Source organism: Streptococcus sp. IMAU 99161, from assembly GCF_014435245.1.
GTDB lineage: Bacteria > Bacillota > Bacilli > Lactobacillales > Streptococcaceae > Streptococcus > Streptococcus lactarius.
The window spans coordinates 15,335-36,309 of sequence record NZ_JAAPAW010000001.1 but is presented as its reverse complement, the minus strand read 5'-3'; the positions used below and the strand labels follow the sequence as shown (position 1 = coordinate 36,309).

At 41.1% G+C, this 20,975-nt stretch carries 17 protein-coding genes; 3 read left to right on the top strand and 14 right to left on the bottom strand.

What is annotated here, in order from left to right:
- Window positions 1-277: 277 nt before the first annotated feature.
- The 5 genes from HA044_RS00175 to HA044_RS00155 all read right to left on the bottom strand — a co-directional run bounded on the left by HA044_RS00175 (window position 278) and on the right by HA044_RS00155 (window position 6,778).
- Window positions 278-1,204, bottom strand: coding sequence for an ATP-binding cassette domain-containing protein (locus HA044_RS00175; protein ID WP_187538134.1), 927 nt, complete (start codon window positions 1,202-1,204; stop codon window positions 278-280).
- A gap of 10 nt (window positions 1,205-1,214) precedes the next feature.
- Entirely contained in the window at window positions 1,215-2,282 is a 1,068-nt protein-coding gene (locus HA044_RS00170) for an ABC transporter ATP-binding protein (RefSeq protein ID WP_187538132.1), read from the bottom strand.
- Between the two features lie 11 nt (window positions 2,283-2,293).
- On the bottom strand, window positions 2,294-3,220 hold the full coding sequence (gene oppC / locus HA044_RS00165) for an oligopeptide ABC transporter permease OppC (protein WP_187538130.1): 927 nt from the start codon (window positions 3,218-3,220) through the stop codon (window positions 2,294-2,296).
- Window positions 3,220-4,719, bottom strand: a complete 1,500-nt coding sequence (locus tag HA044_RS00160) for an ABC transporter permease (RefSeq protein ID WP_187538128.1) — start codon at window positions 4,717-4,719, stop codon at window positions 3,220-3,222. Before HA044_RS00160 ends, oppC begins: the two co-directional genes overlap by 1 nt.
- A gap of 73 nt (window positions 4,720-4,792) precedes the next feature.
- Window positions 4,793-6,778, bottom strand: coding sequence for a peptide ABC transporter substrate-binding protein (locus HA044_RS00155; protein WP_187538126.1), 1,986 nt, complete (start codon window positions 6,776-6,778; stop codon window positions 4,793-4,795).
- 204 nt (window positions 6,779-6,982) lie between these two features.
- Here HA044_RS00155 and HA044_RS00150 point away from each other — a divergent pair, with 204 nt between their 5' ends.
- A complete protein-coding gene (locus HA044_RS00150) occupies window positions 6,983-8,224 on the top strand; it encodes a serine hydrolase (protein ID WP_187538124.1) in 1,242 nt (413 codons plus the stop codon).
- A gap of 55 nt (window positions 8,225-8,279) precedes the next feature.
- Here the strand turns inward: HA044_RS00150 and sufB are convergent, their stop codons facing one another.
- From sufB to HA044_RS00105, 9 genes are all read right to left on the bottom strand, one after another.
- On the bottom strand, window positions 8,280-9,692 hold the full coding sequence (gene sufB / locus HA044_RS00145; protein ID WP_003010279.1) for a Fe-S cluster assembly protein SufB: 1,413 nt from the start codon (window positions 9,690-9,692) through the stop codon (window positions 8,280-8,282).
- A 32-nt stretch (window positions 9,693-9,724) separates the two neighbouring features.
- The gene (gene sufU, locus HA044_RS00140; protein WP_187538122.1) at window positions 9,725-10,159 is read right to left on the bottom strand and encodes a Fe-S cluster assembly sulfur transfer protein SufU; all 435 of its coding nucleotides are present in this window, start codon (window positions 10,157-10,159) and stop codon (window positions 9,725-9,727) included.
- Window positions 10,146-11,372 (bottom strand): cysteine desulfurase, encoded by a 1,227-nt coding sequence (locus HA044_RS00135; RefSeq protein ID WP_187538120.1) that lies wholly within the window; start codon window positions 11,370-11,372, stop codon window positions 10,146-10,148. The genes sufU and HA044_RS00135 overlap by 14 nt, the downstream gene beginning before the upstream one ends.
- 9 nt (window positions 11,373-11,381) lie before the next feature.
- Entirely contained in the window at window positions 11,382-12,644 is a 1,263-nt protein-coding gene (gene sufD / locus HA044_RS00130) for a Fe-S cluster assembly protein SufD (RefSeq protein WP_187538117.1), read from the bottom strand.
- Window positions 12,645-12,707: 63 nt separating this feature from the next.
- Entirely contained in the window at window positions 12,708-13,478 is a 771-nt protein-coding gene (sufC, locus tag HA044_RS00125; protein ID WP_187538115.1) for a Fe-S cluster assembly ATPase SufC, read from the bottom strand.
- Between the two features lie 127 nt (window positions 13,479-13,605).
- Window positions 13,606-14,769 (bottom strand): glycosyltransferase family 4 protein, encoded by a 1,164-nt coding sequence (locus tag HA044_RS00120; RefSeq protein ID WP_187538113.1) that lies wholly within the window; start codon window positions 14,767-14,769, stop codon window positions 13,606-13,608.
- Window positions 14,766-15,503 carry an adaptor protein MecA gene (gene mecA / locus HA044_RS00115; protein WP_187538111.1) on the bottom strand — a complete coding sequence of 246 codons (738 nt, stop codon included), beginning with the start codon at window positions 15,501-15,503 and terminating at the stop codon, window positions 14,766-14,768. Before mecA ends, HA044_RS00120 begins: the two co-directional genes overlap by 4 nt.
- Window positions 15,504-15,639: 136 nt before the next feature.
- Complete coding sequence (locus tag HA044_RS00110; RefSeq protein ID WP_187538109.1) at window positions 15,640-16,476, bottom strand: undecaprenyl-diphosphate phosphatase; 837 nt, start codon at window positions 16,474-16,476, stop codon at window positions 15,640-15,642.
- A 148-nt stretch (window positions 16,477-16,624) separates the two neighbouring features.
- Window positions 16,625-18,529, bottom strand: a complete 1,905-nt coding sequence (locus tag HA044_RS00105) for a DUF2207 domain-containing protein (RefSeq protein ID WP_187538107.1) — start codon at window positions 18,527-18,529, stop codon at window positions 16,625-16,627.
- Window positions 18,530-18,648: 119 nt separating this feature from the next.
- Here HA044_RS00105 and HA044_RS00100 point away from each other — a divergent pair, with 119 nt between their 5' ends.
- Window positions 18,649-20,223, top strand: a complete 1,575-nt coding sequence (locus HA044_RS00100) for an ABC transporter substrate-binding protein/permease (protein WP_187538105.1) — start codon at window positions 18,649-18,651, stop codon at window positions 20,221-20,223.
- Window positions 20,223-20,963, top strand: a complete 741-nt coding sequence (locus HA044_RS00095) for an amino acid ABC transporter ATP-binding protein (protein WP_187538103.1) — start codon at window positions 20,223-20,225, stop codon at window positions 20,961-20,963. The genes HA044_RS00100 and HA044_RS00095 overlap by 1 nt, the downstream gene beginning before the upstream one ends.
- The last annotated feature ends 12 nt before the right edge of the window (window positions 20,964-20,975 follow it).

Here is a 20,975-nt window from a genome sequence, read left to right as displayed (position 1 = left end):
TTTCAAAGGTCTTTGTCGCTCTCTTGCGACAACTATATTAGTATATCACGCCATTTCTTATCTGTCAATACTTTTTTTATATTTTTTTAAAAATAGAAAAAATAGAGGCTGGGACAAAAGTCCTAGCCTCTCAATTGTCTTTGGATTGTCGAGCAAGACGCAGTGGTTGAGTGGGCTATACTACGCTGATTTCATCAGCTTTTACAGCCCTACTCAATTGTGCGGAGGTGGAACGACGAAATCGAATTCTAACGAATGACCGATTTCTGTCCCACTCTCATTTGTAAGCTTGTCTATATTTGCTTTCTTCTGCTTTATTAGCCCAGACATAATGTCCTGGTTTGATTTCAACCATTTGTGGTTTATCTTCAGAGTAGTCATGTTGTTCTGGATCGTAGATTTTAAGAACTTTTTTGCGTTCTAAAATTGGATCTGGAATTGGGACTGCTGAAAGAAGGGATTGGGTATAGGGATGGATTGGATGATTGAAGAGTTCTTCTGTTTCTGCCACCTCTACGATAACTCCTTTATAGATAACCGCAATACGGTCAGAGATGAAACGGACAACCGATAGGTCATGGGCAATGAATAAGTATGTCAGTCCAAATTCTCTTTGGAATTTTTTCAATAGGTTGAGTACTTGTGCACGAACCGAAACGTCCAAGGCTGAGATTGGTTCATCAGCAATAACAAATTCTGGATTCATGACAAGGGCACGAGCAATCCCGATCCGTTGGCGTTGGCCCCCGGAGAATTCGTGAGGATAACGTGTCAAATGTTCTGCAAGAAGACCGACTTCATGCATGATATTCTTTACCTTTTCCTGACGCTCTTCTTCACTATTAAATAAATGATGGTTGTACAAACCTTCAGATATGATATAGTCGACGGTTGCACGCTCATTCAAACTGGCAGCTGGATCTTGGAAGATCATTTGAATCTTCCGGAGCAACTCAGACTTTTCACTGTGAGTATTTTTACCATTGATCTTACGACCACCGTAGTAAATTTCTCCAGCGCTTGTATCATTCAGACCGATGATCGCACGTCCGATTGTTGTTTTACCACTTCCTGATTCACCTACAAGAGAGAATGTTTCCCCCTTGTTGATAAAAAAGTTTGCATTTTTAACAGCAACGAATTTTTTACTTCCTTCACCGAAGGAAATTTCTAAATCTTTAATTTCAACTAATTTTTCAGTCATTTCCTTCCTCCTAATCTGTAATGTGAGTGAAGCCCATTTTTGAGCCAATTTTTTCGTGAAGGTTTTCAATTACTTCAGGTTTATGGACTGCTGGAGCATCTGGATGAAGCAACCAAGTCTTAGCCCAGTGTGTATCTGTAATCTTGAAGGCTGGAGCTGGCTCTTCAAAGTCTATTTGCATAGCATAATCTGAGCGAAGGGCGAAGGCATCTCCTTCAATTGGAGCATACAAGGATGGTGGTGTACCTGGAATAGAGTAAAGGTCTCCATCTGATGTTGATAATTGTGGCAAACTTGAAAGCAAACTCCAAGTATATGGATGTTTAGGGTCATAGAAAATTTCTTCTACTTTACCAAACTCTATAATCTCACCAGCATACATAACCGCTACTTTATCAGCAATACTTGCAACAACACCAAGGTCGTGGGTGATAAAGATAACTGTAAATTGGTATTCTTTTTGCAATGATTTCAACAAATCAATGATTTGGGCCTGAATCGTTACATCAAGGGCTGTCGTTGGTTCATCACAGATCAAAATGTCTGGGTGGCAGGCCAAGGCAATGGCGATAACGATCCGTTGACGCATCCCACCAGAGTATTGGAATGGGTATTCGTCAAAACGGCGTTCTGCATCTGGAATACCAACTTTGTCCATATAATCCAAAGCCATTTCTTTAGCTTCTTTAGGTGTTTTTCCTTGGTGTTTGATAATGACTTCTGTAATTTGTGATCCAATGGTATTGATTGGATCCAAGCTGGTCATAGGATCTTGGAAAATCGTAGCAATCTTAGACCCACGAATGGTTTCCCAATCTTTATTGGATTTCAGCTCTGTCAATTCTTGACCGCGGTATTTAATACTACCTTTGGCAATACGGCCATTATCTTCTAACATACCGGTGAAGGTTTTTGTCAAAACTGATTTTCCGGATCCAGATTCACCAACTAAGGCAAGAACTTCACCTTCTACTAGCTCAAGCGATACGCCACGAATAGCTGTCAGTACGCGATCGCGCACGTCAAATTCCACTACGATATCTTGAGCAGATAAAATAATATTGTTATTTGATGTCATATCTACTCCTCCTATCTATGTGTACGTGGGTCGCTGGCATCGGCTAAGTTTTGTCCGACGATAAAGAATGACAAGGATACTAAGATCAAAACAGTCAACGGAATCCAGAATAGGTAGGCATTTGTTGTCACGTTTTGAGAATAGTCAGAAATCAAGCGTCCCAAACTTGGAACGGTGATTGGAAGACCTAATCCAAAGAATGAAAGGAAGGCTTCGTAAGAAATAAAACTTGGAAGCAACTGAGATGTTTGGGTCACGATAACCGATACCAATTGTGGCAAAATATTTTTTGTTACAATTTTAAAGGTTGGTGTTCCCAAAGTTCGGCTGGCAAGGTTATATTCCAAATCACGGTAACGCATAATTTGGACACGAATAGTGTAGGCAATTCCGATCCAACCTGTCAAGGACATGGCCAGAATCAAATTCCAGAAACCAGATCCCATAGAATAGGTCAAGACGATAACGATCAACATGAACGGAATGTTTGAAATAACGTTGTAAACTTCCATCATAATTCGGTCGATGGATTTTGAAATTCCCCAAATACCACCAACGATAACACCGACGACCACATTAATCACTGTCGCAATAAAGGAAATAACAATGGAGTTACGAGCCCCGAACCAAACCCCATCAAAGAGAGATTTACCGTTGTTATCTGTACCGAAGAAGGCTTTGGCACTAGGTGGATTCAAACGAGCTGTAAAGTCGTTTACCTTACTAACATCGTTGTAATCGAATTTTGAAAACATTGGGTAAACAAAACTCATCAATAAGATACTAACCAAGATGGCCAGCATAATAATGGTCGTTCTTTTTTTCAAGAACTGTCTGAATACGGATCTCCAGTAAGAATACGCAGGAGCATCAATTACTTCAGAGGCAAAATCATCACGTTTTACAAATTGAAATTTAGTTTTATCGACTGTAGCCATTATTTGCCTCCTTTCGTATTTGTCAATTTAATCCGTGGGTCAAGCACTGTCATCAAGATATCTCCTAACATCGCTGCAAAGATACCGAGTGAAGTAAAAATAAAGACAAGTCCGATCACCATGGTGTTATTTGATGCTTTAATAGAGTCAATCAACATTTTACCCATACCAGGGAAGGCAAAGACCGTTTCTGTAAGAGTCGCACCTGAGATAACCCCAATAATCGATCCTGGGATACCGGATACCAATGGCACCATGGCATTTTTGAAAATATGTTTTTTCGAAATTTCTTTTTCTGACAAACCTTTTGAACGAGCAAAACGGACAAAATCTTGCGAGTGGATGTCGATCATGTACCGACGGATCCAAACGGCAATAAATGGTGCACTCAACAAGCCCAGAATCAGCGATGGTAAGACGTATGAACGCCAATCTTGTGCCCCAAGAACTGGGAATGAATCTGGAAGTCCAAATAGAGAACCTGCCAAACGTACGATATAAACCAAGGCAATAGTTGGAAGAGACATCATGAATGTCAAAGCACCAGTTGAAATACTATCAAACCATGAGTTCTTCAAAAGAGCCATATAAGATCCGAGTGGGATCGCAATCAAGTAAGCAATGGCAATACCGATCAAACCAATAATGGAAGAACTTGCAATCATGGAAGGATTTTCGTAATTGCTCAATGTTGCTGTATAGGCATCTCCTTTACCAAAACGGTCAATATCTTGTGAGTCTGCCTTACTTGGTGATTTGTAGGTACGTGAATAGATATCGATAGAAGAAATCTTCTTACCTGTAGGGAAATTCACTTCACTCTTCTTGGTTGTTCCTTGTCCTTGCGAAATTACTTGAAGAACTGGAGTATTTGAATAAGTTGGGTAAGAATCCCCAAGGTTTAGGCTCACAAAGTTCTGATGAACATATGGGAATTGTCCATTGAAGTACAAGAGATACTTGTGCTTGGTACCAGAACCAACTACAGACCATCCAATAGACGGATCGTTTTCAATACGGATGTAGCGTTTGAGGTTTGGATTAGAAGCATCTTTAACCACTCCAGGATGATCAAACTGAATCAAGTTCGCATAAAAGCCAATAACACGTTCAAAAACTGGGATTTCTCGAACTGCATAGAAGGACTTGCTTTCTGGGAATCGTTTCAACTGCCAACCATGACCTAATTTGTTAATGTATTTGTTATAGATCTTTTCGTTAGCAGACGTTGCATCGACCGTTACAGAAGAATTTTCTTTACTTGCTTTTTGTAGCAAGGTTTTAGAGTCCATGTATTCTAAATAACCCATGCGGTCATAGACAGTGTTTTCGTAGTTGATCTTCGAATCCTTTGTCTTCGCAACTTTGTTATAGTTTGGGTCATTTTTGAAGATGAGATTTCTCGGAGTAAGCGTATAAATGATCATGTAGGTCAATGTCGTCACAAGGAAGATTGATACCAATGAACGTAAAATACGCATAAAAACATATTTTTTCATATTTCATTCCTTTAATGTTCAAAAGAACTTTCTCCCCTAGAAGAGAAAGTTCTAATGAAAAGCAATAATTTAATTATTTCACGTGTTTTTCAAGATCTTGTTGAGCTTTCTTATTTGAGTCAACTTTTTCTTTTTCCCATTTTTTAAGAGCTTCATCATATTGTTTCTTAGTAACAGGCTCATCTTGTACTTCTACATATTTGAAGTAGGCAGATCCTTTGTTACCAGATTGAGACGATGGGGCTGAGAATGGAACCACTTTAGAGATAACTGTAGCTGCACCGCTTGTAGACATTGTAGGCACTACAATCGCGCTATCTGTCAACCAAGCTTGAGCTTCAGCATATTTTTCATAACGTTTCACAACATCTTGTGATTCGTTGTTTGCATCATCAAGAAGTTTCGCAAACTTATCTAAACCTACTGCTTTTGCTGAAGGGTTATCTACACCACCTGCAAAACCAAGGTAAACTTTCGTTTGGTCTTCATTAGATGGTTGAAGAGTATCAAGGTAAGTTGATGGGTCTTGATAGTCTGGGTTCCATCCAACCATACCTTGAAGATCCCAATCGGCATCCGCAGCTGATGGTACGTTCAACGTAAGGTTCATGACTTCATCTTGGTCCATCATTTGAAGGTCCACAACAACGTTGTCTTTACCAAGAGTATCTTCTACTGTTTGTTTCAATGATTGCATGCGTGATACAACACTGGTTGCATTTTGAATTACAGGTACATCGATATGAATTGGGAATTGAACACCATCTTTTTGCAATTCTGCTTTAGCTTTTTCAAGTTGTGCTTTTGCTTTAGATTTATCGTAAAGACCATCTTGGCCATCAGCGAGGTTGACACCCTTCCATTGATCACCATATGTCGTCAACTTATCTGCAACGATATCACCAAAGTCTTTACCATTCACTTGAACGAAGGCTGGTGCCACATACGTGTTACGAATAGCTGGTTGAGCATATTTCTTACCGTTTACTTGAGCAGAGTAGCTTTCACGGTTCAAGGCAAAAGTGATGGCTTGACGGAAATCTTTGTTCAAGATTGCTTTTTTAGTAGCTGATTTTTCAGCATCTGTTTTCTTCGCAGTGTGTTTGTATGATTGACGGTCGATGTTGAAACCAAGGATCGCAGCACCTGAACCAGCTGGTGTGTTATAGATATTGTCTTTGTATTTTTTCTCTACTGTTGCGAAGTTTGAGCTTGATGGGAAAAGACGAGCAGCTGTATAAGCTCCATCAGAGAAACCACGTGCCAATGAATCTTGGTCTGATCCATCGTAATAAGTCAATTTCACTTCTTTAAGGTGAACATTTTTCTTATCCCAGTAGTTGTCATTCTTTTCAAAGACAACGGATGATTTTGAAGTAATGGATTTCAAAAGGAATGGTCCATTTGCAAGGACTGATTTCACATCGTTAGGTTGACCAAAATCATCTCCCTTGCTCTTCAAGAAATCTGTGCTAATTGGGAACAAAACCCCATTTGTTGTTTTAGAGTTCCAGAAGGTTTCCGGTTTGTTCAATGTATACTCAAGAGTATAATCATCAACAGCTTTTACACCAACTTGGCTAAAGTCTGTGATTTTCCCTTGAACGTAATCATCCAAGCCTTTGATAGATCCTTGAACTAGCGGAAGTTCTTCTGATTTTTTATCAGCAGCGTGTTTCAAACCAGTTACAAAGTCTTTAGCTGTTACTTCACCGCGTTCTTCACCGTCTGCATCATACCATTTAACGCCCTTACGAATCTTGTAAGTATAGGTCAAACCGTCTTTTGAGACTGACCAGTCTTCTGCAAGAGATGGTACGAGGTTACCGTATTTGTCATTTTCCATCAAACCATCCACAATGTTTGTAGTAAGATCTTGTGTCGCAGATTTAGAGGATACAGTGTAGTCCAAAGTTGTAGGGTCAGTAGTGTAAACATAACCATAGTTCTTATCTGCGCCTGAGCTTGCTTTGCTGGCGTTAGAACCAGAACATGCAGCTAAAAATCCGGCTGCAAGGAGAGTTACTCCTGCAACTGCTAATACTTTACTTTTTTTCATAGGAATTCTCCATTAGTTTTTTTAGATTTGTTTAAGATTATATCACAAGTTAAAAAAAAAGTAAACTAAATTTTCTGAATATTCGCCCTCCCCACTTTCATAATCCCTTGCTATATCTGATTTTTTGACTATGAAACAATTTACGATTTTCCATTCTTTATTTCTATGATACAATAGAGAAGACTATGAAATGGGGAAACTACTGTGAAAAAAATCTTACTTTCTTTTTTAACACTCATTATCTTTTTTAGCCATTTCTCCTTCGGGGTGGTACTTGCCGATGACTTGGATCTTCCCGTTCAAAGCGCGATTGCCGTTGAAGCAGATACTGGGAAAATTCTTTACGAAAAAGACTCGGATAAAGTGCGAGATGTTGGTGGATTATCGACCTTATTGACCACCTATTTGATTTTTGAAGCGATTCATGACAAGAAACTTTCCTTAAAAGATCCTATCAAAGTATCAGAGAAAGCATTGGCTTTGAATGCTATTGAAGGAGCCGGCTCCATTCCAATGGTGGCAAATAGTTACACGGTTGAAAACTTATTAACAGCATTATTAGTTGGCAATTCAAGCACAGCTGCTTTGGCCTTGGCTGAGAAAGTTGGTGGTTCAGAAGAACAATTTGTAAAAAAAATGAAGCAAAAATTAGCTGACTGGGGGATTCAATCTCCTCATTTAATCAATGCAACTGGCTTAAACACCTATACTATTAACGGGAATTCTGAAGGAAAAGATGATGAGAACCAATTGAGTGCCTATGATATTGCCGTTATCGCGAAACATTTACTTGAAGACTTTCCAGAGGTGACCAAGTACACTTCTAAACCAACTGCCCTCTTTTCAAATATGCAGATTGAAAATCCGAATTTAATGCTAGAAGGGATGCCAAATTATCGAACTGGTGTAGACGGCCTTCGTGTTAGTAACTCTTCTAAAGGAGGAATTTCCTTTGCAGCTTCCACTACGCAAAATGGGATCCACATGATAACGGTCGTCCTAGGGGTGGATGCGGTTGACGGAGATCCTTATGCCCGCTTTGTGGCGACTTCGTCTCTGATGAACTATGTTGTTCGAACCTATATTTCCTCTATTATTATTAAGGAAGGGGACCCCTACCAAAATAGCAAGGTAACCGTTCAGGATGGCAAGTCAAAGACAGCTACTGCAGTCGCCAAAAAGGACTTTTACATTGTTGAAAAGCAGAGTAACCAAATAGAACCAAAGATTAAATTTGACAGTAGCCAAACTCAATTCAAGGCGCCTCTCTCATCTGGTACGACAGTTGGTAAATTGCAATACTCCGATCCAGATAAAGTGGGGCGAGGGTATCTGGAAGGGAAGCAACCATCCGTTGAGATGGTAGCCAGAAAAACCATTGAAAAGAGCTTTTTCTTGAAGGTTTGGTGGAATGAATTCGTTCGCTATGTAAATGAAAAATTATAAGCAAAAATCACAATGGACTCGATCCATTGTGATTTTATTTTTCTGTTGAAAAGAGTTATCCTACGGATCCTTCCATTTCATAGCTAATGAGTCGGTTTAACTCAACGGCGTATTCCATTGGAAGTTCTTTGGTGAAGGGCTCGACAAATCCCATGACAATCATTTCTGTCGCTTCTGATTCAGACAGACCACGACTCATCAAATAATAAAGTTGTTCTTCTGAAATTTTTGAAACCTTAGCTTCGTGCTCCAAAGCAACTTGTGAGTTGTGGATTTCATTAAATGGAATGGTATCTGATGCAGATAAATCATCCATAATAATGGTGTCACACTCGATGTGAGAAACTGATTTCTTGGAATTTTTGTTAAAGGTTACTTGTCCACGGTAGTCTACCTTTCCGCCACCTTTCGCAATAGATTTCGATACGATAGATGAACTGGTATGAGGGGCGTTGTGGATCATCTTGGCACCTGTATCTTGGTGTTGCCCTGCATTCGCAAAGGCAATGGACAACATGGTACCACGCGCTCCTTCTCCATCTAGATAAACAGATGGGTACTTCATAGTTGTCTTGGCACCTAGGTTTCCGTCGATCCACTCAACTGTGGCATCTTTTTGAGCTTTGGCCCGCTTGGTGACCAAGTTGTAGACATTGTCAGACCAGTTTTGGATGGTCGTGTAACGCATGTATGCACCATCCAAGGCAAAGATCTCGACAATCGCTGCATGGAGGCTGTTGCTTGAGTATGTCGGGGCTGTACATCCTTCTACATAGTGGACACTTGCGCCCTCATCGACGATAATCAGGGTCCGTTCAAACTGACCAGTATTTTCATTGTTAATACGGAAGTAGGTTTGAAGAGGAACATCTACTTTTACGCCTTTTGGCACATAAATGAAGGTCCCACCAGACCAAACAGCTGAGTTGAGGGCAGCTAACTTATTATCCGTTGGAGGTACTAACTTTGCAAAATACTGTTTGAAAAGGTCTGGGTATTCTTTTAGGGCAGAATCCGTATCGGTAAAGATAATCCCCAACTTTTCAAACTCTTCTTTCATATTGTGGTAAACCACTTCTGATTCATACTGGGCAGAAGCCCCCGCTAGGTAGGCACGTTCGGCTTCTGGAATCCCGATACGCTCAAAGGTTTCCTTGATTTTCTCTGGAACTTCATCCCAAGAACGGGCAGGTTTATCCGATGGTTTTTGATAATAAATCAAATCATCAAAGTCAATCTCTGATAGATCAGCACCCCAGGTTTGCATGGGCATCTTTTTGAAGGTTTCAAAAGATTTCAAGCGGAACTCCAGCATCCATTCTGGTTCATTTTTTGCTGCAGACAATTCACGAATAACCGCTTCATTCAAGCCTTTCCCTGTTGAGAGAATAGGTTGAACGTCATCGTGAAATCCAAATTTATATTCACCGAGATCAATTGGTTTCGGTTCGACTCTTTCTTCAGCCATAATTTCCTTTCTTTCTCTGTTTCTTCTTCTAATTATTTGCTACGTTCGATCGCTTTTTTAAGAGCATTCCAGGAGAGGGTCGCACACTTAATCCGTTGGGGGAATTTAGAGACTCCAGATAAGAAGGCTGCGTCACCCAGTTCCTCTTGGCGAGGATCTGATTGACCTTGGACCATCTCTGAAAAGACCTGTGCCAATTCTTCAGCTTCCTCTTTTGTTTTTCCCATTACAGCATCTGTCATCATACTAGCCGAAGCTGTTGAGATGGTACAACCTGAATTGACAAAAGCAATATCTTGGACCCTATCATTTTCATCAAATTTCACACTCAACTGGATCACATCTCCACAAGTTGGATTGTTGAGTTGGATCTGATCAACATCTTCAATCTGTCCTTGGTGGTGGGGGTGTTTTGAATGGTCAGCTACGACCGCCATGTACAGCGAATCTAATTTAGAAAGTGCCATTGAAAAACTCCTTTGCTTTTACCAATGCCTCAATTAATTGATCACAGTCCGCTTTGGTGTTGTAGATATAGAAACTGGCTCTTGTGGTTGCAGGAACCTGCAGGTATTGAAGGAGAGGTTGGGCACAGTGGTGTCCTGCACGAACAGCAATTCCTTCATAATCTAGGGCAGTTGCCAAATCATGTGGATGGAGATCGCCTAGATTAAAAGAAATCACGCCAGAGCGTTGGGCTAAGTCTTGGGAACCATAGATCGTCAAGCCTTCGATAGCCTGTAATTTGGGAAACACATAGGCAATCAATTCATGCTCATGCGCTTCTATTTGGTCCATTCCCAACCCCTCTAAGTAATCGATCGCTGCACCAAGACCAATTGCACCAGCCATATGAGGGGTTCCAGCTTCAAATTTCCAAGGCAATTCCTTCCAAGAGGCAGATTGCTCATAAACAAAGTCAATCATCTCGCCCCCAAACTCGATTGGAGACATTTGCTCTAAGATTTCTTCCTTCCCATAGAGGACACCAATCCCTGTTGGTGCAGCCATCTTATGGCCAGAAAAAGCGAAGAAATCCGCATCTAAGTCTTGTACATCAATAGCCATATGAGGGGTTGATTGAGCCCCATCTACCACCATCATCGCTCCAACTTCATGAGCTAATTGAGCAATTTCCTTGATCGGATTGACAACCCCTAAGACATTGGAAGCATGGGTGATGGAGACAAATTTTGTCTTCTCACTAAGCTTGCTCTTTAAGTCTTGCATATCTAGTAAGCCATCTTTTAGATAGACATAGACCAGTTTTGCTCCTGTTTTCTTGCAGGCTTGCTGCCAAGGGATGATGTTGGAGTGATGTTCCATGATGGAAATCAGGACTTCATCCCCTTCCTTTAGGACTTCTTCTGCATAGCGAGCTACCCAGTTGAGTCCTGTCGTTGTCCCTCTTGTAAAGAGCACTTCCTTGGTTGATGAAGCATTGATAAACTTTCTAACTTTCTCACGCGCTGCCTCATAAGCTGCTGTCGCTCGTTCAGCCAAGGTATGGACTCCACGGTGGACATTGGCATTATCTTGCAAATAATAGTGATTGACTGCTTCGAGAACACTTTTAGGTTTTTGCGTCGTCGCTGCATTATCTAGATAAACCAAAGGCTCATCGTGGACGAGTTGATCGAGAATGGGAAAATCTTGAGCAATCGTATTTTTATCTAGCATTGTTTCTCCTTAGCGTTGAGATAACTTTTCTTCGATGGTGGCAATCATTTCATCACGTACTTCTTTAACTGGAATTTCAACAATAACAGATCCCAAGAAACCACGCACCACTAAACGTTCTGCCGTGTGTTGATCTAGACCACGACTCATGAGGTAATACATATCTTCTGGGTCCACTTGACCGATCGATGCTGCGTGGCCTGCTGTGACGTCGTTTTCATCAATCAAAAGGATTGGATTGGCATCTGAACGCGCTTGATCCGATAACATCAAGACACGGCTTTCTTGCTGGGCATCTGCTCCTTTGGCACCCTTGATAATGTGACCAATTCCGTTAAAGGTCAAGGTCCCTTTTTCAAGAATAACCCCATGTTGCAAGATATTTCCGATCGAGTTACAACCAAAGTTGGTCACGCGCGTATCAATTCCTTGCACCTGACGACCACTTGATAAGGCAACGACCTTCAAATCAGCGTGACTTCCATTTCCAACCAAGTCACTGTCAAAGTCTGCAACAACATTGCCTTCATTCATGACACCGATGGCCCAATCAATGCTGGCATCCTGTCCTAGTTTCCCACGGCGACTGATGTAGGCTGTGACATTTTCACCCAGGCGGTCAATCGCCGCAAATTTCACTTGAGCACCTGAGCGGGCGATCACTTCAACCGTCACGTTAGCAGTTGCTTTTGCTGTGCCTTCACCTTTTGATTCCAAGCGTTCCAAATAGCTGAACTTGCTGTTTTTACCAGCGATAATCAAAATGTGTTTGTTAAAAGGTACATCACTATCGCTATCCTGATAGAAAATGCCTTCGATTGGTTCTGAAATTTCGACGTTATCTGGAATATAGAGGACAGCCCCACTATTAAAATATGCTGTGTGGTAAGCTGCTAGTTTGTCATCATCGTATTTGACCGAAGACATGAAGTAGTCTTCTACCACTTGCGGAATTTCCTCTAAGGCAGAATAGAAATCTGTGAAAAGAATTCCTTGGTCTGCCAAGGCTTGTGGGACCTGTTCAAAGACAGTTTGTGTCCCGACTTGGACCAATTTTAAATTTGAATCAAGAGCGGTAAAATCAGGAACATTGACAGAAGCTTCACTCTCAGAAATACTCCCATCCCCTAGATTCCAACGATGAAATTTGACCCGTTCAATGGCTGGCAATTTCAACCGATCGATCTTGTCAAATGCTTTCTTTCGTAAATCCTGCAGCCAACTTGGTTCCGCGTGCAGTTCCGAAAAGAGGGTAATTTTTTCAATACTCATTTTTTTCTCCTAATAAAGATACTATTTGTTATTCATGATCACATAAGACGACTTGTCATCATGTTATAGTTCTTCTTTATAGTCGTAACCGAGTTCTTCTGCCAGTTTTGCATAGCCTTCGCGTTCCAAGCGCGCAGCCAATTCTGGACCACCTGAAAGCACGACACGGCCTTCCATCATGACATGGACGACATCTGGAGTAATATAGTTTAGCAAACGTTGGTAGTGGGTGATGATCATAGCACCAAAACCTTCCCCACGCATGGCATTGACTCCTTTAGAAACGACTTTCAGAGCATCAATATCCAAACCAGAGTCAATTTCATCCAAAAGGGCAAAGGTTGGCTCCAACATCAATAATTGAAGGATTTCATTGCGTTTTTTCTCACCACCAGAGAAGCCTTCATTGAGGTAACGTTCTGCCATTTCTTCTTTCATGTTGAGCAATTCCATCTTCTCATCCAATTTTTTGATGAAATCACGAATGGAAATTTTTTCATCCTCTTCTTTACCAGCATTCATGGCTGCACGTAAAAATTCAGCATTGGTAATTCCTTGGATTTCTGAAGGGTATTGCATGGCTAGGAACAAGCCCATGCGCGCCCGTTCATCTACTTCTAATTCTAAGATGTTGACACCATCAAACAGGATCTCGCCCTTGGTCACTTCATAATTTGGGTTTCCCATAATGGCAGCTGACAGAGTCGATTTCCCTGTTCCGTTTGGTCCCATGATGGCTGCGATTTCACCCGTTTTAAGGGTTAGGTTTACACCTTTTAAAATTTCTTTGCCTTCAATTTCAACGTGAAGGTCTTTAATTTCTAATGTCGACATTGCATTCCCTTTCTTTTTACTTTGCAATTTGGAAAACTTCAAACAGAAGACTCCTTCAAAACAACGTAATGTTTTACCTTTCAAGTATATCAAAAAAAAGCCTAAATGGCTTTTCTTTTGATTAGAACTATTCTTGTTTACTTCTCTTTTTTCGCTTTTGTCGTACTTCCTCACGGTAGGAGGAATTTCCAATATAACGTAGGACATTTAACAGCGGACTGTGACTAGGACCTAACACCCCAATCAATTCTGCTAGTAGTTCAACTCCAAATAAGAGCCCGATCACAAGTAAGACGCCCCCAATGCGACTCGAGATATTGAGCAAGAGAGAAATCAGGGAGAAGATCATCGAAATTCCGTAGATCACAAGTACGGTTCCCCGATGCGTCAAGCCCAAGGAAAGCAAGCGGTGGTGCAAGTGGTTGCGATCCGGTTTATAAAATTTTTGACCTGATAGGGTTCGACGGATAATGGCCAAAAAGGTATCTGTAATCGGCACTCCAAGGATAATCATAGGGGTGACTACTGCAACTGCTGTTGCATTTTTCAAACCTTGCAGCGACAAGACAGAAATCATAAAACCGATAAACAAGGCACCGGTATCTCCCAAATAGAGAATGGCTGGATGGTAGTTAAAGGGAAAGAAACCAGCAATGGACGCAACCAGCACAAAGATGGTCATGGTCAAGAAAAGATTGGGAACTGGTAAAAAGAAATAAGAAACAATCCCCATGGTTACTAAGGAAATGATGGAAACACCACTTACCAAACCATCCAAACCGTCGATTAAATTGACCGCATTGGTAATAGAAACAATCCAAATCACTGTCAAAAGATAAGAAAGCCACGGTTCAAAATGAAGTAAGGGACCACCAAAGGGGATCTTAAAATCATTTAGCTTGAAATCTGTCACAAACCAAATCAAATTGGCCGCAATCAGGATCCCAATCATCTTTTTCTTAGCAGATAATTCCTTAACATCATCAATTAATCCAGTCAAAGCAATAATCCAGCCTGCCCCTACGACCGGTAAGGTATAGGCTAGGTAATGTTTGATCTGTAAAGTCGTTGATGTCAGCATCGGGATAAAGCACAGAGTTGCGATTGTAAACGCAATCACAATCGACAAGCCACCTGCACTGGGCATAGGTTTGGTGTTGATCCTACGAGCATTGGGATAATCCACTGCATCAATCTTGAAAGCAAATAGCCGAACCAAAGGCGTCAAAACCAATGCAATCAAAAAGGTTGCGATCAATACCAAAACGAATTGCAAGGAAAAAGACATCATAGGCTAGCAACTTTCTTCAAATTCTCAATCGCACCTGACACCATCAGTAAGTGACCATGCTCTTGTAAGACTGCGCGCGTCACTTCGGAATCATCCGCGTACTCACGAATGATTGCTAATAACCAAGTTGGGTATTGGCTTGGTTGGTGTTCTGTATCTACTAAGACCGTTAAATAATAATCGGATTCCATCTTGTACAATTCAGAAGTATCAACTGAATACGTGACCGTCTTCGCAAAATCCACCACTTGCTGAAGTGTTGAAAAATGCAAGATAAAATAGATATATTGGCTGGCCGGTAGCTCCGATACCTCTTTGGTCTCTTGATTATCCCGCAGTTCTTCTTGCTCTAGATGATGAATGGCCTCTGCATCTCCTTTTGTCTTGTCAGAGATGGTTTTTTCCAAGGTCTTGATGAATTCATCAGGCGTCATATGGGACAACTCTTCCATATCTGGCAGCTCTGATAAATCGTCAAAATCCAATTGTTGGTCAATCTTTGATTTAGTGACAAAAACATCTAGTTTATCTGGCTTAGGAGTGACACGAAAGCTCAGCATTCCACTATCTAGGAAACTTTCAGGCATTTCGAGCTCATCTAAAATCGCATAGAAAAATTCTTCTGTTTTTTCTTGTGGAACAAGGAAATCCGCGATTTCCATCCCTCTTTCTTCTAGGTCTTCCAGTTGAATCGTGATTTTAATTGTTGAATCACTTATTTGCTTCATTTTCATAGCGTAACCTCATACTTCTAGTCCTACTATTATACTAAAAAAATGGACAGAATTCAAAAAAAGGATGTAGTGAAAAGAGGTTGAGACAAAAGTCACCAACCTCTATAATCATCGAACGAATATCAGAATACTTCACCTAGAAAATGACACGGATCAAACCATACAAAAGCAAGATCGAACCAAGGACGATCCGGTATTTCCCAAAGGCGGTAAAATCATGACTCTTCACATAATCTGTCAAGAAACGGATCGCATACATACTCACCATAAAGGCTACTCCCATGGCTACTAGAAGGATAAAGAGTTGACCAAAAGCAAGCGAATGACCTCCCAGAGCGAATTTCGCAACTTTTAGGAGACTCGCGCCAAACATAGCCGGGATCCCGAGGTAGAAGGTAAATTCTGTCACGACTGGACGGCTAACCCCATTGATCAAACCACCAACAATCGTAGCACCAGACCGACTGGTACCTGGAAAGAGAGATAGAACTTGGAAAAGGCCAATATAAAGCGCTGTTCGGTAAGGCAATTTATGCAATTCCGTTACCTGAGGCTGAACTTGTTCCCGTCTTTCAAGATAGATAAAAGCAACCCCGTAAGTAATTAACATGATGGCAACTGAAATCGAATTGTGAAAATGTGCCTCAAACCAATCGTCCAATTTAAACACAAAGATTAATGGAAGAGTCGCCACAGCCACTTTTGCCCATAATTGCCAGGTTCTGCGGACTTCTAGTGGAGATTTTCCCGGTTTAAACGGATACAACTTGTCAAAATAAATGACTACAACTGCAAGGATGGCACCCAATTGGATGACAACGTTAAACATCTCCATAAAAGCAGGATCTTGGTTTTTAAATTGAATAAAATCTTGAAATAGAATCAAGTGACCCGTACTTGAGATTGGCAACCATTCTGTAATCCCTTCAACAATCCCAAAAATAATTGCCTTGATTAATTCAAACAGAAACATCTTTTTCTCCTAAACTTACATTTGTTTCATTATATCATAATTCTATCCATCCGACTAGATTTAATTAATATATTAAAAAGAGTTCAGCTATGGGATCTCTCCGACCCTTTTGCTGAACTCATTGCATCTTTCAATGCTAAAGGCAAGATTAGAAGGCACCAAAACCTCCTCCTCCACCTCCGCCAGAGAAACCTCCTCCACTACTAGAGGAAACAGTGAAATGACTAGCTGTCGTTGCCGTCGTACTATAGGTCGACATGGCATTACTAGAGTGAGACAAATGGTGATAAAACGAAGTATACACAAAGGCATCCAAGGCTGGATTTTGAATATGAATCTGACGCAGTTTCATCACTTTAGCCACCTTGTCGGCTACACCGTATAAAGCTGCATACACCAATAAACGATTCCAGAGAACTAAAGACTGCAGTTCTGCATCGTTAAGGTGGGCAATCTCTTTCAACATGCGACCGAAGCTATCCCAGTAATAACGTTGCTCAGCACCTGCCGCATTAACGACACCATCTCTTTGAGCGACTTTATAGCGTTTACTCAAAAGAATTGGAATGACCCCTAAAGCGACTGTAGCCGGCATGTAGTAGATGGAAAAGCTGTGGAAGATCTCATCCGTAGCAAAGAAAGTCAAGAAAGCAATAATACAGGCGACAATTCCATAGGTAATGGCTCTTCGTCCCAAAGTATTTTCTTGTGGACTTAAGGGACGGTAATAAGTTGGAAAACCGATACTTTGAATCTTATTTTGTACCCCGCGAGCAACTGCGTTAACTGCACAATTAATCTGAATTTGTGCTTCTCTACCTTCGGCACGAATCCGATCTTGATCTTTTTTCTTAGCATGTTTATAAAGAGACGGGTCAATATAGAAATCTTCGAATAAGTGGTCAACTGTACATTCGAGCTTATTACCAAAAGCCATATTCAAAAAGTCACGCTCAAAGTCATCTAACGAATCCTGATTTTGTCGACTAAGAATCGTCTTCTCTCCATCTTGTCGATAAGCGATCGCACCTCTATCCATCAAATCAAGCAAGGTTGCCTGCAACAATTTGTCAAAAGAAAATGTGGATTTTGAATCTGGATTACCTGCCGGACAAGCCTCATCGATCTCCGTTGAATAGACGACTGAGGCCATGACCAAGGGGGCAAGATTGTTCGGTAACTCATACATCCGCGTATCCGTAGGATAAGTAACACCAGACCAGGTAGCCTTCTTGAATTTCCGCCAGTAATAAATGGCTAAGAGGAGGAAAAGCAAAATGATGGCTGGAAGAATCAGATTCCAGAACAGGTGTATCCACAGTCTGGTTTGAGCAATGTGCTCTTCTAAGCGGTGGTATTCATCCTCTTTCATCAAACCTGTATTGCGAGATGACTCCCCTAGGGACGCAAGATCTGATTTCAACCAATAGGCTGAGAGTTCAACACCCTCTTTTCTTGGCAAATTGGATATGGTCGCTGTATAGTCTGCTTGGTCTTTAGTGACAACTGCCTCAGGACCCAGGTAGGCTGTATGAACATGCAATTCAGAAGTTGTTGTTGGAGAAGCGAATTTAGGAATCACTTTCAACTCTACTTTTGAAACACCTCTATCTCCATCACTGATTGGCTTCCAATTGAGCCTTAAGATATCCTGATGGACAAAGAGGAGATTTTTCAAGTTCCAAGTCACCTTTACTTTGACCGTATCATGCGCTACCCCGCTATTATAAATTTTCACTCGGTAGCCGTCCCCTAAGTTTGTAATCTCAGGCTCTCTGTCAAGCTCGCGACCTTCCACCTCAACCTTTGGTGGCATCTCAATTTCAAAGCCTTGTGGCATGTTCCCAGCACTTCCTAAGGTGACGTACTGCCCATTATAGGAGTTCTTGAAATAATAGACTAGTTCTTCCTCATAAGTAGCATCATCCCAGGTATTTAAAGTCAGGGTTCCTCGGTAGGAAAGGACATCATAGGAGGGACTAGATGCTTGGACATCACGGACCACAAAAATACAGATAAGAATGGCGAAAACAAGATACAAAAACTTTTTCATTTGATCACGCTCCTTTGTATTATTATAGCATTTTTTAAATAAAAAGAAGAATTTATTTGAAAAGTGATACAAATTCTTGTACAATAAGAAGATAAAATTTTATAGAAATAGGAGACCATATGAAAAAATCACTCATTGGAGTTTTTGCTGGAATAGTGGCGGTCCTCTTGATTTTTCTAGCAACTACTCATAAAGATAAAGAAGAGGATTATCTGCGTATCGGGATGGAAGCGGCTTATGCACCGTTTAACTGGACGCAAAAAGATGATTCAAATGGTGCCGTTAAGATTGATGGTACCAATCAATACGCCAATGGCTACGATGTTCAAATCGCTAAAAAGGTAGCAGAAAAGCTTGGGAAAAAACCCTTGGTTGTCAAAACATCTTGGAATGGTCTAATCCCTGCTCTCTCATCTGGAAAAATCGATATGATCATTGCAGGCATGAGCCCCACCGCAGAACGTAAGAAAGAAATAGCTTTCTCAAAGAGCTATTACACTAGTGAGCCGGTGATGCTCGTTCGCAAAGATGGAAAATATGCCAATGCGACTAGTCTAGATGACTTTAAGGACGCAAAGGTCACCTCTCAGCAAGGGGTCTACCTCTATAATCTCATTTCGCAGCTAAAAGGGGCTAAAAAAGGAACGGCTATGGGGGACTTTGCCCAAATGCGCCAAGCTTTGGAATCTGGTGTCATTGACGCCTATGTTTCTGAACGACCTGAAGCCTTGACAGCTGAATCTGCTAATCCTCATTTTAAGATGATTGAATTCAAAAAAGGATTTGAAGTTGGAGAAGAAGACGCTACAATCGCGATCGGGATGAAAAAAGGCGACAAACGGATTGACCAAGTCAATGCTGCTTTAGCCAACATTTCAACCAAAGACCAGGTCAAACTCATGGATGACATGGTGACAAAACAACCTGTTTCTACAGATACCGCTGAAAAGAAAGAATCCTTCTTTGATCAGGTTTTCAACATCTTAAAAGAAAGCAGCCCTCAATTCTTACGAGGAACAGGCATGACTCTCTTGATCTCCTTGACTGGGACAATCTTTGGCTTAATTATTGGGCTTTTGATTGGCGTTTACCGTACAGCTCCAAAGCTTAAAAATAAATTCCTTGCCATTCTTCAAACTGCCTTTGGTTGGTTTTTGAATGTCTACATTGAAATTTTCCGTGGAACACCCATGATCGTACAATCTATGGTTATTTACTACGGAATTGCCCAAGCCTATGGTATTTCAATCGACCGTACTCTCGCTGCAATTGTCATTGTATCGATCAACACAGGCGCCTACATGAGTGAAATTGTCCGTGGTGGGATCTATGCTGTAGATAAAGGACAATTTGAAGCAGCTACAGCACTTGGAATGACGCATGGACAAACCATGCGCAAGGTTGTTTTACCTCAAGTAATTCGCAATATCTTACCAGCTACAGGGAATGAATTTGTCATCAATATCAAAGATACCTCTGTCTTGAACGTGATTTCTGTGGTCGAACTATACTTTACAGGAAATACGGTTGCAACACAGAATTTCAAATACTTCCCAACCTTTACAATCATTGCAGTGATTTACTTTGTTCTCACCTTTACCATCACTCGCATCCTTCGCTATATTGAACGACGTTTAGATGCAGATACCTACACAACAGGGGCAAATCAAATGCAAATTACGGAGGTGAAATAATGGCAGAGAACATTCTTGAAATCAAACATTTAAAAAAATCTTACGGCCAAAACGAGGTTTTGAAAGATATCTCCCTGACCATCCGAAAAGGAGAAGTCATCTCTATCATTGGTAGCTCAGGTAGCGGAAAATCCACCTTCCTGCGTTCTATCAATCTCTTAGAGACGCCTACTGCTGGAGAAATCCTCTATCGTGGCCAAAATGTCCTTGATCCTGAGTATAATCTCACGCATTATCGTGAGAAATTAGGAATGGTTTTCCAAAGCTTTAATCTTTTTGAAAATTTGAATGTCTTGGAAAATACAATCGTTGCACAAACAACCGTCCTCAAGCGGGACCGAGGAACTGCAGAAAAAGTTGCCAAAGAAAATCTTGAAAAAGTCGGAATGGGATCTCAATATTGGGCTGCCCGTCCGAAACAACTTTCAGGAGGACAAAAACAACGGGTGGCTATCGCGCGTGCCCTTTCCATGAATCCGGATGCCATCCTCTTTGATGAACCGACTTCTGCCCTTGACCCTGAAATGGTTGGGGAAGTTTTGAAGATCATGCAGGACTTGGCCAAAGAAGGTCTTACGATGATCGTGGTGACCCACGAAATGGAATTTGCCCGTGATGTTTCCAGCCACGTTATCTTTATGGATAAAGGCGTGATCGCTGAACAAGGCGATCCAAAAGAGATCTTTAGTCATCCAAAAGAAGAACGGACCAAGGAATTCCTTCAACGCTTCTTAAAATAGCTTCATCTCATG

What these genes read in the sequence shown, in the direction of transcription:
- HA044_RS00155 (WP_187538126.1), bottom strand. Translation starts at nt 6,778, where the DNA reads ATGAAAAAAAGTAAAGTATTAGCAGTTGCAGGAGTAACTCTCCTTGCA.
- mecA (WP_187538111.1), bottom strand. Translation starts at nt 15,503, where the DNA reads ATGAAAATGAAGCAAATAAGTGATTCAACAATTAAAATCACGATTCAA.
- HA044_RS00170 (WP_187538132.1), bottom strand. Translation starts at nt 2,282, where the DNA reads ATGACATCAAATAACAATATTATTTTATCTGCTCAAGATATCGTAGTG.
- HA044_RS00100 (WP_187538105.1), top strand. Translation starts at nt 18,649, where the DNA reads ATGAAAAAATCACTCATTGGAGTTTTTGCTGGAATAGTGGCGGTCCTC.
- sufU (WP_187538122.1), bottom strand. Translation starts at nt 10,159, where the DNA reads ATGGCACTTTCTAAATTAGATTCGCTGTACATGGCGGTCGTAGCTGAC.
- oppC (WP_187538130.1), bottom strand. Translation starts at nt 3,220, where the DNA reads ATGGCTACAGTCGATAAAACTAAATTTCAATTTGTAAAACGTGATGAT.
- HA044_RS00105 (WP_187538107.1), bottom strand. Translation starts at nt 18,529, where the DNA reads ATGAAAAAGTTTTTGTATCTTGTTTTCGCCATTCTTATCTGTATTTTT.
- HA044_RS00160 (WP_187538128.1), bottom strand. Translation starts at nt 4,719, where the DNA reads ATGAAAAAATATGTTTTTATGCGTATTTTACGTTCATTGGTATCAATC.
- sufD (WP_187538117.1), bottom strand. Translation starts at nt 12,644, where the DNA reads ATGAGTATTGAAAAAATTACCCTCTTTTCGGAACTGCACGCGGAACCA.
- sufC (WP_187538115.1), bottom strand. Translation starts at nt 13,478, where the DNA reads ATGTCGACATTAGAAATTAAAGACCTTCACGTTGAAATTGAAGGCAAA.
- HA044_RS00095 (WP_187538103.1), top strand. Translation starts at nt 20,223, where the DNA reads ATGGCAGAGAACATTCTTGAAATCAAACATTTAAAAAAATCTTACGGC.
- HA044_RS00120 (WP_187538113.1), bottom strand. Translation starts at nt 14,769, where the DNA reads ATGATGTCTTTTTCCTTGCAATTCGTTTTGGTATTGATCGCAACCTTT.
- HA044_RS00175 (WP_187538134.1), bottom strand. Translation starts at nt 1,204, where the DNA reads ATGACTGAAAAATTAGTTGAAATTAAAGATTTAGAAATTTCCTTCGGT.
- sufB (WP_003010279.1), bottom strand. Translation starts at nt 9,692, where the DNA reads ATGGCTGAAGAAAGAGTCGAACCGAAACCAATTGATCTCGGTGAATAT.
- HA044_RS00110 (WP_187538109.1), bottom strand. Translation starts at nt 16,476, where the DNA reads ATGTTTCTGTTTGAATTAATCAAGGCAATTATTTTTGGGATTGTTGAA.
- HA044_RS00135 (WP_187538120.1), bottom strand. Translation starts at nt 11,372, where the DNA reads ATGCTAGATAAAAATACGATTGCTCAAGATTTTCCCATTCTCGATCAA.